Source organism: Pseudomonas sp. SDO55104_S430, assembly GCF_054070595.1.
Genome location: NZ_JBSVXG010000149.1, coordinates 1 through 14,483, shown reverse-complemented (window position 1 = coordinate 14,483; position 14,483 = coordinate 1). Strand labels below are relative to the sequence as shown.

Annotated in this window: 9 protein-coding genes; 6 read left to right on the top strand and 3 right to left on the bottom strand. The window is 62.4% G+C overall.

Translation table 11 applies throughout. The features are described 5' to 3' along the window. Nucleotides 1-131: 131 nt before the first annotated feature. Nucleotides 132-4,427 (top strand): Lhr family helicase, encoded by a 4,296-nt coding sequence (locus ACW9JE_RS21775; protein ID WP_457433909.1) that lies wholly within the window; start codon nucleotides 132-134, stop codon nucleotides 4,425-4,427. Between the two features lie 130 nt (nucleotides 4,428-4,557). Here ACW9JE_RS21775 and ACW9JE_RS21770 read toward each other — a convergent pair whose 3' ends face one another. Continuing rightward, a complete protein-coding gene (locus tag ACW9JE_RS21770; protein ID WP_457433908.1) occupies nucleotides 4,558-6,672 on the bottom strand; it encodes a mechanosensitive ion channel family protein in 2,115 nt (704 codons plus the stop codon). 177 nt (nucleotides 6,673-6,849) lie between these two features. Here ACW9JE_RS21770 and ACW9JE_RS21765 point away from each other — a divergent pair, with 177 nt between their 5' ends. The 5 genes from ACW9JE_RS21765 to ACW9JE_RS21745 all read left to right on the top strand — a co-directional run bounded on the left by ACW9JE_RS21765 (nucleotide 6,850) and on the right by ACW9JE_RS21745 (nucleotide 12,244). Next, nucleotides 6,850-8,052, top strand: coding sequence for an MFS transporter (locus ACW9JE_RS21765; RefSeq protein WP_457433907.1), 1,203 nt, complete (start codon nucleotides 6,850-6,852; stop codon nucleotides 8,050-8,052). 209 nt (nucleotides 8,053-8,261) lie between these two features. Then, entirely contained in the window at nucleotides 8,262-9,188 is a 927-nt protein-coding gene (locus tag ACW9JE_RS21760; protein WP_457433906.1) for a DUF72 domain-containing protein, read from the top strand. After that, a complete protein-coding gene (locus tag ACW9JE_RS21755; protein WP_457433905.1) occupies nucleotides 9,185-9,982 on the top strand; it encodes an endonuclease/exonuclease/phosphatase family protein in 798 nt (265 codons plus the stop codon). The genes ACW9JE_RS21760 and ACW9JE_RS21755 overlap by 4 nt, the downstream gene beginning before the upstream one ends. After that, complete coding sequence (clsB, locus tag ACW9JE_RS21750; RefSeq protein ID WP_457433904.1) at nucleotides 9,979-11,271, top strand: cardiolipin synthase ClsB; 1,293 nt, start codon at nucleotides 9,979-9,981, stop codon at nucleotides 11,269-11,271. Before ACW9JE_RS21755 ends, clsB begins: the two co-directional genes overlap by 4 nt. Then, entirely contained in the window at nucleotides 11,258-12,244 is a 987-nt protein-coding gene (locus tag ACW9JE_RS21745) for a lysylphosphatidylglycerol synthase domain-containing protein (RefSeq protein ID WP_457433903.1), read from the top strand. The genes clsB and ACW9JE_RS21745 overlap by 14 nt, the downstream gene beginning before the upstream one ends. Nucleotides 12,245-12,381: 137 nt before the next feature. Here the strand turns inward: ACW9JE_RS21745 and ACW9JE_RS21740 are convergent, their stop codons facing one another. Both ACW9JE_RS21740 and ACW9JE_RS21735 read right to left on the bottom strand, forming a co-directional pair. Then, on the bottom strand, nucleotides 12,382-13,140 hold the full coding sequence (locus ACW9JE_RS21740) for an alpha/beta hydrolase family protein (protein ID WP_175377098.1): 759 nt from the start codon (nucleotides 13,138-13,140) through the stop codon (nucleotides 12,382-12,384). Continuing rightward, complete coding sequence (locus tag ACW9JE_RS21735; protein WP_457433902.1) at nucleotides 13,130-14,239, bottom strand: DUF3182 family protein; 1,110 nt, start codon at nucleotides 14,237-14,239, stop codon at nucleotides 13,130-13,132. The genes ACW9JE_RS21740 and ACW9JE_RS21735 overlap by 11 nt, the downstream gene beginning before the upstream one ends. Between the last annotated feature and the right edge of the window lie 244 nt (nucleotides 14,240-14,483).

The window sequence follows — 14,483 nt, the reverse complement described above, 5'->3', positions numbered from 1 at the left end:
TCAGTGAACATGGCATTTGTGAACGACACGGACACTGTGGGAGCGGGCTTGCCCGCGAAGAGGCCCTGAAGACCAGCACAAGGCCCCAGCGGTACTTGCATCTTCCCGCCCCCACCCGCATAAATCAGAACATGAACCTGCCCATCCCCGCCGACAGTGCCCTGAGCGGCTTCCACCCTGCCGTCAGCGCCTGGTTCAGCAACTCCTTCGCCACGGTCACCGCCGCCCAGGCCCGGGCGTGGCCGCTGATCCGCCAGCGCCGCTCGACCCTGATCGCCGCGCCCACCGGTTCCGGTAAAACCCTCACCGCATTTCTCGCCGTCATCGACGATCTGGTTCACCGCGGCCTGGAAAGCCCCGAAGGCCTGCCCGACCAGACCCTGGTGGTCTATGTCTCGCCGCTCAAGGCGTTGTCCAACGACATCCAGATCAACCTGCAAGACCCGCTGGCCGGCATCACCGAACAACTGCGCGTCATGGGCCTGCCGGCACTGCAGATCACCACCGCCGTGCGCACCGGCGATACGCCGCAGAAAGAACGCTCGGCGATGCGCAAGACCGCGCCGCACATTCTGGTCACCACCCCCGAATCCCTTTACGTGCTGCTCGGCTCCGATTCCGGCCGGCAGATGCTCAAAACCACTGGCACGGTGATCGTCGACGAAATCCACGCCATCGCCGCCAGCAAACGGGGCAGCCACCTGGCCCTGAGCCTGGAGCGCCTGCAGGCGCTGTGCGCAGAGCCTCTGGTGCGCATCGGCCTGTCGGCCACGCAAAAACCCATCGAAGCGGTGTCGCGCTTTCTGGTCGGCCGCAATCGCCACTGCGAGATCATCGACATCGGCCACGCCCGCCCCCGGGACCTGGACATCGAAGTGCCGCCGGTGCCGCTCTCGGCGGTGATGGCCAATGATGTCTGGGAACTGGTCTACGACCGCCTCGCCGCTCTCGCCCGGGGACACCGCACCACGCTGATTTTCGTCAACACCCGCCGCCTCGCCGAGCGCCTGAGCCGCCACCTGAGCGAGCGCCTGGGCAAGGACGCCGTCGCCGCCCACCACGGCAGCCTGGCCAAGGAGTTTCGCCTGGACGCCGAGCAGCGGCTCAAGCGTGGCGAGCTGCAAGTGCTGATCGCCACGGCCTCGCTGGAGCTGGGGATCGACATCGGTGACGTCGACCTGGTCTGTCAGATCGCCTCGCCTCGCTCGATTGCCGGTTTTCTGCAACGGGTCGGTCGCTCCGGGCATCAGGTCGGCGGCACGCCCAAGGGCCGACTGTTCGCCACCACCCGTGACGACCTGATCGAATGCGCGGCGCTGCTCGATTGCGTGCGCCGGGGCGAACTGGACACCCTGCAAATCCCCCAGGCGCCGCTGGACGTACTGGCGCAACAGATCATCGCCGAGGTGAGTTGCCAGGAATGGCCGGAGCAGGCGTTGCTGGAGCTGTTCCGCCAGGCCTCGCCCTACGCCGCGCTCGACGAAAAACACTACCAGGCGCTGCTGCACATGCTTGCCGAGGGCTACAACGGCCGGCAGGGCATCCGCAGCGCCTATCTGCACCGCGATGCCGTCAACCGCACCCTGCGTGGGCGACGCGGCAGCAAACTGGCGGCGGTGACCAGCGGCGGGGCCATTCCGGACAACGCCGACTACAGCGTGCTGCTCGAACCCCAGGGTCTGAACATCGGCAGCGTCAACGAAGACTTCGCCGTGGAAAGCATCGCCGGTGACGTGTTCCAACTGGGCAATACCTCCTACCGCATCCTGCGGGTCGAAACCGGCAAGGTCCGGGTCGAGGATGCCCAGGGCCAGCCGCCGACCATTCCGTTCTGGCTCGGCGAAGCACCGGGACGCAGCGCGGAACTGTCTTTCGCCGTCGCGCGTCTGCAGGCGCAACTCGATGAGCTGTTGGGCGACACGCCGGGCAATCTGCAGCCGGCCCTCGACTGGCTGACCACAACCCTGGGCCTGAACGTCGCCAGCGCCGAACAGCTGGTGGAATACCTGGCCCGCGCGCGCCAGGCCCTGGGTGCCTTGCCGTCTCAGGACACCTTGTTGATGGAGCGGTTTTTCGACGAGTCCGGCGGCACCCAACTGATTATCCACACACCCTTCGGCAGTCGCATCAATCGCGCCTGGGGCCTGGCCCTGCGCAAGCGTTTCTGCCGCACCTTCAATTTCGAATTACAGGCCGCCGCCAGTGAAGACGCCATCGTGCTGTCGCTGTCCACCAGCCACAGCTTTGAACTCGACGACGTCTGGCGCTATCTGCACAGCAACAGCGCCGAGCACATCCTGATCCAGGCCGTACTCGAGGCGCCGCTGTTCGGCGTGCGTTGGCGCTGGAATGCTGGAGTGGCGCTGGCCTTGCCGCGCTTCACCGGCGGGCGCAAGGTCGCACCGCAGATCCAGCGGATGAAAAGCGAGGACCTGATCGCCAGCGTGTTCCCCGATCAGATCGCCTGCGTGGAAAACCTCGCCGGTGAACGGGAGGTTCCCGATCATCCGCTGGTGGAACAAACCCTCGACGACTGCCTGCACGAAGCCATGGACAGCGAAGGCTGGCTGGCATTGTTGAGGCGCATGGAACGTGGCGAGGTGCGCCTGATCAGTCGCGATCTGCCGGCGCCCTCGCCGTTGGCCGCGGAGATTCTCAGCGCCCGCCCCTACACTTTTCTCGACGATGCACCGCTGGAAGAGCGCCGCACTCAAGCCGTGATCAACCGCCGCTGGAGCGACCCGCAATCCACCGACGACCTCGGTGCGCTGGACGCCGAGGCCATCGTCGCGGTGGGTGAGGAAGCCTGGCCGACACCCAACAGCGTCGACGAGATGCACGAAGCGCTGATGAGCCTGGCGTGCATCACCGAGACCGAGGCGCAGGCCAACCCGCACTGGGTCGATTGGTTGAAGGCGCTGGCCGACAGTGGCCGCGCCTGTCGTCTCGATCAAGGGTTATGGCTGGCCCGGGAGCGGCTGACCTGCCTGCTGGCGATTTATCCACAGGCCGCCGTGTGGCCGGCAGTGGATGCCTTGCCCGGTTTCGATGAACTTTGGGAAAACGAAGAAGCGGTGCTGGAGGTGATTCGCGCCCGACTCAGCGCCTTCGCACCGCTGCCCATCGATGCGATCGCCGGGCCACTGGGATTGCCCCAGGCGCAAGTCATTCAGGCACTGGCGCAACTGGAGCGCGAAGGGTACGTCTTGCGCGGCCGCTTCATCCCCGGCATCGAAGAGGAACAATGGTGCGAACGGCATTTGCTGGCGCGGATTCATCGCTACACGGTCAAGCGTCTGCGGCGGGAAATCGAGCCGGTGGCGCTGCAGGATTTCATGCGTTTCCTATTCGACTGGCAACATCTGTCCAGCGCCAGCCAGGGTCAGGGCAGCGCGGTGTTGCCGTCGATCGTCGCGCAGTTCGAGGGTTATCCCGCCGCCGCATCCGCTTGGGACAGCGACATGTTGCCGGCGCGCATCAAGGACTATTCGGCCACTTGGCTCGATGACTTGTGTCGCAGCGGCAAGCTGGTCTGGACCCGACTGACCGCGCGCAACAAGAGCGCCAGCAGCGCCCTGCGCAATACGCCCATCGTGCTGCTGCCGCGCAACCGGGTCGGGCTGTGGAGCGATTTGACCGAGCAGACGCCGGTCAATGAGCTGTCGCCGAAAACGCAGAAAGTCTACGAAGCCCTGCGCCAGCACGGCGCGCTGTTTTTCGACGAGCTGACCCACGAAGCTCACGTGCTGCGCACCGAACTGGAAATCGCCTTGCAGGAACTGGTGGGCGCGGGGCTTGTGAACGCCGACAGCTTCGCCGGCCTGCGCGCGCTGATCACCCCGGCCAGCAAACGGCAGAATCGCAGCAGCCGTCGCGGCCGTGGGGCCTTTATCGGTGGCATGGACGATGCCGGGCGCTGGGCATTGCTGCGACGTGGCGCGGTGACCGAGGATTCACGTCCGACCTCCTATTCACCCGAGACCCTGGAACACATCGCCATGACTTTGTTGCGCCGTTATGGCGTGGTGTTCTGGCGCTTGCTGGAGCGTGAGGCGGACTGGTTGCCGAGCTGGCGCGAACTGTTGCGCACGTTCCATCGGCTGGAGGCCCGGGGGGAGATTCGTGGCGGGCGTTTTGTCAGTGGTCTGGCGGGGGAGCAGTTCGCTCTGCCCGAGGCTATTCCGCTATTGCGCGAAGTACGCCGCCGGCCCCATGACGGCAGTTTGATTGCGGTGTGCGGGGTTGATCCGCTGAACCTCGCGGGGACCTTGTTGCCGGGGGTGAAAGTCCCAGCGTTGGCGAGTAATCGGCTGGTGTATCGGGATGGATTGCCGGCGGCTGCCGAGATTGCCGGCAAGCAGCAGTTTTGGCTGGAGCTGGATCAGCAGGGGATGGCTGAAGTGCGCAGCAAATTGATCCGGCATTGATGTTGACTGTGCTGACCTCATCGCGGGCAAGCCCTCTCCCACAGGTTTGCTGGTGTACACGTAATTTGTGATCACTGCAGATCTTTGTGGGAGCGGGCTTGCCCGCGATGAGGCCAGTACAGACGACAAATTACTGAGACCTAATCCCCTCCGGTATCAACACCGCCGAATGCCCCACCTCATCCACCCCATCCATCACCGGCTCAGCCCGCCTGGGCATCAAAACCTGCTGTGGATAAGTCTGCGCGAAATGCACCTCTGGATGGTTATCCACAAGCTTCTTCAACCGCTGGTTAAACGCCCGACTAACCGCATACTGCCCACCCGACACAGTCCGGAACTGCGCCGTCAGCACCACCCCATTGAGGTCCATCTTGTCGACCCCAAACACATCCAGCGGCCCCTGCAGGTTGTACTTGAGAAACGGATCGTTGCTGATCTCATGCCCCGCCTCGCGAATCAATTCGATGGCCCGATCGACATCGGTGTCGTAGGTGAACTGCACCGAAAAGAACGCATAGGCAAATTGCCGGGATTGGTTGGTGACCGCCTTGATCTGCCCGAACGGCACCGAATGCACGAAGCCCTTGCCGTCGCGCAGGCGCAGGGTGCGGATGGTCAGGCCTTCCACGGTGCCGGCGTGGCCTGAGTCGAGCACCACCCAGTCGCCGATGGACAGGGTGTCCTCGATGATGATGAACAGACCGGTGATCACGTCCTGCACCAGTTGCTGGGAGCCGAAACCGATTGCCAGCCCGATCACCCCAGCACCGGCCAGGAACGGCGCGACGTTGATCCCCAGGTTGGCCATGGTGGTGATCGCGCAAATCACCACCAGGACGATTTTGATCGCATTGCGCAGCAACGGCAGGATGGTCTTCACCCGCGTGCTGGGCTGACGCACCGAGCGTTTGTTGACCGGCGGTTTCAGGGCTTCCTGAATCGCCGTATCGAGCACCACCCAGACCATCCAGGTCACCAGGAAGATCAGGCCGATGTGGCTCAATGAATCACTGATCGCCCGGCCTACCGCATTGCCCACCGCAAACTCGAACAGCGACACCCCCCAGATTCGCCCGAGGATGTCGATGAAGACGATGGCCATGGCGATGCGCAGCAACGCGTGAGACAGACTCAGGAAACGCTCCTTGTAAGCGCTGCTGCGACGTACGTCTGACTGATTCCGCGATCTGAACAGGTGATGCAGCGTGGTACTGAGGAATACCCCGGCAATCAGCAATACGGTGGTGAACAGGGCGCTGCGCAAGACCTTCTGATTGTCATCACCGACGCCGATCAGGTTGATGATCGACACCAGCACCATCAGCAGAATCGGCCAGTTCCAGAGCCCGGAAAAAATCCGCAGGGTTTCGCGCAGGGCCGGCTTCGAACGACGCTGCGCCAACGGCAGGATCCGGATCAAATGAGCGACCGGCCGTCGCATGCGGATCACTAGCCAACCGAAAGCAATCGACGCCGTAAGCCCAGTGAACACCGCGATGCTGCTGGTGAGGTTGCCGCCCAATTGGTGGGCGATCTGCGGGCTCGTCAAGGCATCGCTCAGGGCAACGAGAAAGCCGATCCCGAACAGCGGTCGCGGGCTGTGCTGGCGGATGATCTGCACCGCGCGGCGCTTGTGGCCGGCGTTGAACAGCACCACCAGTGACATCACCAGGGAGGCGGCGAACACACCGCTGCTGGTGGCATAGGCGAAACACAACGCCAGGGCACGACCAGCGGAAATCGGCAGCCAGTGACTGGCATAAATCGTCAGTGGCAGGCTGATCACCGCCGGAATGCTGTAAGGCAGTACGTAACCCAGCAATGCCTGGCCACGCTCGCGGCTGAGCAGCAGGCGATGGCGGCACAGTCGCTCGGTCAGCGACTTGCCGAACATCCAGAGCAGGCCGAAGACACCCGCCCACACGGCGGTCAACAACAGGAAATCGCCGGACACGCTCCACGCCGAACGGGCCGACGGGCGATTGACCAGTTGATCCACCTCATCGGCGGCGCGGTCAGCGCGCAAACGCCAGGCGTCTAGAAGGTCTTCGTTGAGGTCCAGTTTCTCCTGTACCTCATCGAGACTGGAGCTGATGGCGCCCAACAACCCGCCCTCCACCAGCGGTTGCGGATGCGCCGGCGGTGTCGCGGCCGGAACGCCAGGAATCGACGCGGCTTCCAGTTGCTCGCTGCCCAGAAACAGCAGCGCCCCCAGTAATATCGCGGTCTTGAACTTGATCAAAGCACCCGCTCCCTTGGATGAGACTGTAAGGAACTGATCGATAAATGGGCGGCAAGTTCGCCCTCCGCCTGGATATTTGATCACCACGCAAATATCAAATGCCCATCCCTCTATTTTTCCGCACAACCCAAACCCCGACACTGCGCTCCATCGAATCAACCCACCGGAGTTGCAGCCATGCCCATTGCCTTGCTCGCGCTGACCCTCAGCGCCTTTGCCATCGGGACGACCGAGTTCGTCATCGTTGGCCTGTTACCCACCATTGGCGCCGACCTTGGGGTCAGCCTGCCGTCCGCCGGGCTGTTGGTCAGCCTGTATGCCTTGGGTGTCGCCATCGGCGCGCCGGTGTTGACCGCACTGACCGGCAAAGTCCCGCGCAAACTGCTGCTGTTGTCGTTGATGGTGCTGTTCACCCTCGGCAACCTGCTGGCCTGGAAAGCGCCGAGTTATGAGTCGCTGATCCTGGCGCGCATCGTTACAGGCCTTGCCCACGGGGTGTTTTTCTCGATCGGCTCGACCATCGCCACCAGTCTCGTGCCCAAGGAAAAAGCCGCCAGCGCGATCGCCATCATGTTCACCGGCCTGACTGTGGCACTGGTCACCGGCGTGCCGCTGGGAACGTTCATCGGGCAGCACTTCGGCTGGCGTGAAACCTTCCTCGCGGTGTCGGCCCTGGGCGTGATCGCCTTTATCGGCAGCCTGCTCTACGTGCCGAAAAACATCGCCCACAGCAAACCCGCTTCGCTGCTGCAGCAATTGCAGGTGCTCAAGCAACCTCGGCTGCTGCTGGTGTACGCCATGACCGCCATCGGCTACGGCGGCTCGTTCATCGCCTTCACCTTCCTGGCGCCGATCCTTCAGGACCTCTCGGGCTTCAGCGCCAGCACCGTCAGCCTGGTGCTGCTGGTGTACGGCGTCTCGGTGGCGGTCGGCAACATCTGGGGCGGCAAGCTGGCGGACAAACGCGGCCCGATCAGCGCCCTGAAAATCATCTTCGCCCTGCTCGCCGCCGTGCTGTTCACACTGACCTTCACCGCCGGCAATCCATGGCTGGCGCTAGCCACCGTGCTGGTCTGGGGCGCCGTGGCATTCGGTAATGTGCCGGGCCTGCAGGTGTATGTGGTGCGCCAGGCCGAACATCACACCCCGCGTGCGGTGGACGTGGCTTCGGGCCTGAACATCGCCGCGTTCAACCTGGGTATCGCCGGCGGCGCCTGGGGCGGTGGTTTGATCGTCGCCCACATGGGCCTGATCCATACCGCGTGGATCGGTGGTCTGGTGGTGCTGGTGGCGCTGGTGTTGACTGCTTGGAGTGGGCGCCTGGACCGGTTGGGCCCGGTATACGCCGAGTCCTCGACCCGCGTGGTCGCCGGTCACTGATTCACCGCGCTTCACTGTAGGAGCGAATTTATTCGCGATGGAGGTACAGACACCGCGGGCATTCAGACAGCCCGCGTTATCGTTGACGACCATCGCGAGCATGCTCGCTCCTACAGGGGGCAAGTCGTTTTACCGTCCGTAGTCCCACCGAAACTTTCCCCGCCACCTCACAGTCAGCAAAGAAATGGGGCATTCGGACGGGAGGCGACATGGCGGCGATTCATATTGGTATTTCAGGCTGGCGCTACACGCCTTGGCGGGGGGATTTCTACCCAAAGGGGTTGCCGCAGAAACGCGAACTGCAGTTCGCGTCGCGGGCCGTCAACAGCATCGAAATCAATGGATCGTTTTACGCCCTGCAACGGCCTGAACGCTACGCCCAGTGGTACGGCGATACGCCCCTGCACTTCGTGTTCAGCGTCAAGGCCCCGCGGTTCATCACCCACATCAAACGCCTGCGCGATATCCATAAACCTCTGGCAAATTTCTTCGCATCCGGTGTGCTGGAACTCAGGGAAAAACTCGGCCCGATCCTCTGGCAGTTTCCGCCCAACTTCAAATTCGATGCCGAACTGTTCGAAAGCTTTCTCGAACAATTGCCCCACAACACCGAACAGGCCGCCACCCTGGCCCGTCAGTACGATTCACACTTGAACGGCCACGTGAGCCAGAAGGCCTACAAAAAGAAGCCGGTGCGCCACGCCGTGGAAATCCGCAATGACAGCTTTATCGACCCCGCCTTCGTCCGTCTGCTCAAGCGCTACAACACCGCTCTGGTAATTGCCGACACCGCCGGCAGATGGCCCTATCGCGAAGACATCACCAGCGACTTCGTCTACCTGCGCCTGCACGGTGCCGAAGAGCTCTACGCCAGCGGTTACACACCGCAGGCCTTGAAGCGCTGGGGCGAAAGGATCGAAGCCTGGCACAACGGCCGGCAACCGAGTGACCCGCAGTTGATCGCACCCCGGGAGAAACCCAGGGTGCGCAAATCCCGTGAAGTGTTTTGCTATTTCGATAACGACATCAAGGTCCGCGCACCCTTCGATGCCCGTCGTCTGCTGGAGCATTTTGACCTCGACCAACACCTGGCCACCGCCCCCGGTGAGCCTGTTGCCGAAGGAGCGCTGCCATGACGATTCCCGAGCCGGTCGGCGTTACCGACGAACAGGCCGCCGTCGACACCACGGTGCACCGCTTCACGGTGCTGACGGTCAACACACACAAGGGATTCACCGCGCTGAACCGGCGTTTCATCCTGCCGGAATTGCGCGAAGCCGTGCGCAGCGTCTCGGCCGATGTAGTTTTTTTGCAGGAAGTCCACGGCACCCACGAACAGCATCCCAAGCGCTACGACAATTGGCCGGTGGTTCCGCAATATGAATTTCTCGCCGACACCCTGTGGCCGCAGTTCGCCTATGGGCGCAACGCGGTCTATCCGGCGGGCGATCACGGCAACGCGCTGCTGTCGAAATTTCAGATCGTGCGCCATGAGAATCTTGATGTGTCCATCAGCGGTCACGAGAACCGTGGCCTGCTGCATTGCGTGCTGCGCATGCCTGGCGACGGCCCGGAAGTGCATGCGATCTGCGTTCATCTGGGTCTGCGCGAAAGCCATCGCAATGCCCAACTCAAGTTGCTCGCGCGACGGTTGCGCGAACTGCCAGACGATGCCCCCGTCATCATCGCCGGCGATTTCAACGACTGGCGCCAGCGCGCCGATGCCCTGCTCACGCCCCACGGTTTGCGCGAGGTATTCGCCGAGCAGCACGGCAAACCAGCTCGCAGTTTCCCCGCCCGCTTGCCGGTGCTGCGCCTGGACCGAATCTACGTACGCAACCTCAAAGCTACGCTTGCACGAGTGCTGACCACCCGTCCCTGGTCGCACCTTTCGGACCACGCCCCTCTGTCGGTGGAGATTGAGCTATGAACACTTCGCCCATGGAAAAAACCACTGCGGAATCTATTGCCTCACCGCCGGCGAATGAACCGGCAGCGGTCGATGTCGAATACCGATGGCAAGGCAACAACCGCGTCGAATTGCTTGAAAACGGCGAGGCCTATTTCCCAAGGGTGTTCGAGGCCATGCGTCAGGCCAAGACCGAGATCCTGCTGGAAACCTTCATTGTGTTCGAGGATAAGGTCGGCGAAGAACTGAAAACCGTCCTAATCGAAGCGGCCCAGCGCGGTGTGCGCGTCACCGCCAGCTTCGACGGGTTCGGTTGCGGCGAGCTGAGCACTGGTTATCTCACTGCGCTAAGCGGCGCGGGCGTGCATCTTCAGATGTTCGACCCGGCCCCCAAGCGCCTGGGCATCCGCACCAACTGGTTCCGTCGGCTGCACCGCAAGATCGTGGTGGTGGACGGCACCATCGCCTTCATCGGCGGGATCAACTTTTCCGGCGACCATCTGGCCGACTTCGGCCCCGAAGCCAAGCAGGACTATTCAGTGGAAATCCAGGGCCCGGCAGTGGCCGACATCCACCACTTCGCTCTGCTGCAATGTGGGCGTCCGGCACGGGCCAAATACTGGTGGCAACGGCGTCGGCAGCGCCGCTCGGAACTGGTCATCAATGATTGCGATGGACAGGTGCGCCTGGTGTATCGCGACAACGCCGAACACACGACCGACATCGAGGAGATTTACCGTCAGGTCTTGCGCACCGCGCAACGCCGCGTGGTGATCGCCAACGCCTATTTTTTCCCGGGCTACAGACTGCTGCGCGAGATCCGCAACGCCTCGCGCCGTGGCGTCGATGTGCGCCTGATCCTGCAAGGTCAACCCGACGTTCTGGTGGCCAAACTCGCCGCGCGCATGACCTACGACTACCTGCTCAGGTCCGGAGTAAAAATCTACGAATACTGTGATCGGCCGCTGCACGGCAAGGTCGCGCTGGTGGACGAAGACTGGAGCACCGTGGGTTCGAGCAATCTCGATCCGTTGAGCCTGTCGATGAATCTGGAAGCCAACGTGCTGATCCGCGATCGCGCGTTCAATCGCGACCTGTTCGAGCGGCTGGAAGAGCTCAGCGAAAACCACTGCAAGCTGATGTCGGTCGACACCGCTCCGCGCGGACGAATCTGGCACATGACCGTGGGCTTTCTGGTGTTCCACTTCCTGCGCCATTTCCCGGCAATGGCCGGTTGGCTGCCGGCACATAAACCGCGCCTGAAGACTTACACCTCACCGACCGGGAGCGATCAGCATGAGCCGAAGTGACGCCCAGGCGACAGCCCACGCCGAACACCCGGCCAAGTCACGTTTCAGCCGCTGGAAACGACCGCTGACGATGCTGTTTTTCCTGGCGCTGATCGTGCTGTTGACGATGTTCGCCTCACGCATCGAATGGGCGGAAGTGCTGCACACGCTGACCGAATTCAAGATGCGCACGCTGCTCATCGCCGCCGGGCTGACCCTGACCAGTTTTCTGGTCTACGCCTGTTTCGACCTGATCGGCCGCACCTATATCCGCCAGGACCTGACGTGGAAACAGATCCTGCCGGTGGGGATCATCAGCTACGCCTTCAACCTCAATCTGAGTGCCTGGGTCGGCGGCATCGCCATGCGCTACCGACTCTATTCGCGGCTCGGCGTGAGCAAGAGCAACATCGCGAAAATCCTCGGATTGAGCCTTGCGACCAACTGGTTCGGCTACATGCTGATCGCCGGCGCTATCTTCAGCAGCGGGCTCGTGCGCATGCCGCCGGGCTGGAAGCTGAGCAGCGATGCGCTGCAGGGAGTCGGCGTTTTGTTGCTGCTGGTGAGCGCGGGGTATCTGGCGGCGTGTCAGTTTTCCAAGCGGCGCGAATGGTCGATTCGCGGAGTGGAAATCAACCTGCCGTCGTTGCGCATGGCGATCCTACAACTGGGTCTTGGCGCGCTGAACTGGTCGTTGATGGCGGCGGTGATCTTCACCCTGCTGCCGAGCAAACTCGATTATCCGTTGGTGCTGGGCGTGTTGCTGATCAGCGCCATCGCCGGGGTCATCACCCACATCCCGGCGGGGCTCGGGGTGCTGGAAGCGGTGTTCGTGGCGTTGCTGCAACACGAGGTATCGCGAGGGAGTCTGGTGGCGGGATTGCTGGCTTATCGGGCGATTTATTTTCTGTTGCCGTTGTTGATCACGCTGGTGATGTATCTAGTGGTGGAGGCCAAGGCGAAGTCGTTGCGGATTGCCAAAAAGCCCAAGTGATTTGTGGTGTGTGGGCGGGCCTCTTCGCGGGCAAGCCCGCTCCCACAAGGATCTTCAGCGGACACAAATTTTGTGAACGCCTCGGACACTGTGGGAGCGGGCTTGCCCGCGAAGGGTCCCTATAGAACCCCACAAAATCACCTGGATTGAATAATGCTCAACCGCTCCCCAACCACCATCTCCGTGATCCAGTCCACCAGGATCGAGGTGTAAGCCTGCTGCGAAACCGGATCACTCAACGCATGGTCAGCCCCATCAATGATCCGGTGCGTCAGCGAATGCGTCTGCTGGCACGCTGCGCGGTAACTCATGATCGTCGCGTGGGGCACGTAGTCATCGGTTTCCGACTGCACCAGCAACACATCCCCGGTGAATTGCGAACAGGCATGCAGCGCCCGATTGCTGTCGGCACGCACCAGAGTGCTGCGGTAATCGCGCAAGTCGAGCTTGTCCAGGTCGCGCTTGGGCGTGTGCCATTGATCGTCGCGATACAGCGCCGGCACCCTCAATGCGAGCCAACGCACCGGGCGCAACGAAGTGAGGATCGAGGCCAGGTAACCGCCATAACTGGTGCCCACCACGGCAATCGCCGAGGTATCTAGTGCCGGATGCGCGAGCAGGCGGTCATAGGCCGCCAGCAAGTCGCGCAGGTTGTCTTCGCGGGTGACCCGGGTCAGCGGAATGCCGGTGCCGCCGGTATGGCCGCGCAGGTCGAAGGTCAGGCACACGCAGCCAAGGCCGGCAATGCCCTTGGCCCTCTCCAGGTCCCGCTCCTGACTCCCGCCCCAGCCGTGCACGAACAGCACGCCGGGGACTTTCGATTTGGGACTGAGAAATGTCCCGCTCATCTGTTCATCATCAATGTCGATTTGAATGCTTTCGCTTCTAGCCGTCATGGGATTTGACCGTCACATACTTGAGGAGAAATTCACTGTTTTCCGCAGGTCCGCGATACACCTCGATGGCGTGCGCCGGCAGCGGCTGATCGATGTAGGTCTCCACCGAAGACACCCGGATCGCGCGCATCTGCGGGTCGTTGACGAAGCTCTGCAAGGCCGCGACTTCCGCGCTGCTGGCACCGCCCATGCGCCAGGATTGTTCGAGCACACCGCTGCGCTGCTTACCGTTACTGTCGATGCCTTGGGCGATGTCGTAGTTGCGTCGCGAGGCATAGAAGCCGGGATAGGCTTCATCTGCCGCACTGTCGAACACCTGGGCCTGCTGGATGGCCAGGCGCACGTCTTCGGGCAGGTCGAGCTTCAACAATTCATCGTAGCCACCCTGCACCACCAACAGATTGGAACCGCCGTAGACCTCTTCGCCCTCGGCGTCCTCGGTCAGGTATTGATCACCGCAGTAGCTGAGTACCTTGTCGCCGAAAAAACTCTGGCCGACGCTGTGGGTGACTACCTTGTCCAAGTCCTGCTCAAGCACCACGCCTTCGGTGAACAGGGTTTTGGCTTCGGGGCGGGCGAGTATCTCGTCGAAGTGGTCAAGGCTTTCGATCACTTCCTGACCGCGACCGGCGCAAGCGTGAATCGGCTTGAGGCGGATCGGGCCGGTGTACAGCAGATGCTCCGCCGCTGGTCGCGCGTCCTCCAGGGAAAACACGCTGAGACCGTCGAGCACGACACTGCGCACCCGCTCGGAAAACAGCGGCGCCCAGCCGACGGGCGCATGGGCCTGATGGCTTCGCAAGCCGTGGGTGATGGCTTTGGTGCAGATGAAATCGTGCTCGACGTAGCCGCCCCACAGATCCTCCGGACCTTTGACCGCCAGCTCTCGCGCGGCGGTCGCGCCCACCAGGGTCTGGGTCGGCAGCACGTACAGATCCCTGCCGCGATGCTGCTGAGGATCGAAGCTCCCGCCGAACTTGAGCCCAAGAATCTGCGCCAGCCACTTGGCCAGGGCGCGGTTGGTTTCCACTTCATGCAGCGGTGCTTCGGGCCGCACCGAATGGGCGACCACCAGCTTTTTGGCGTTTGGTGGGGTCATGCATCCCCCTTCAATCGGCGCTAGATGAATGTAGCGTGAGGGGTGCAGGGATCAGGCCAATCGGGGTTGTGGAGAAAGGCTTTTCAAATCAGATGATTGGGGAATGGGTGATGGCATGGGGCCTGTTTGATTCTGCACGAGGGCGCGCGCAGATCCGGCATTTTGCACGATTCAATGCCATATGCAGATCCATTGTGGGAGCGGGCTTGCTCGCGAATGCAGTGTGTCAGTGACCTCTGTGTTG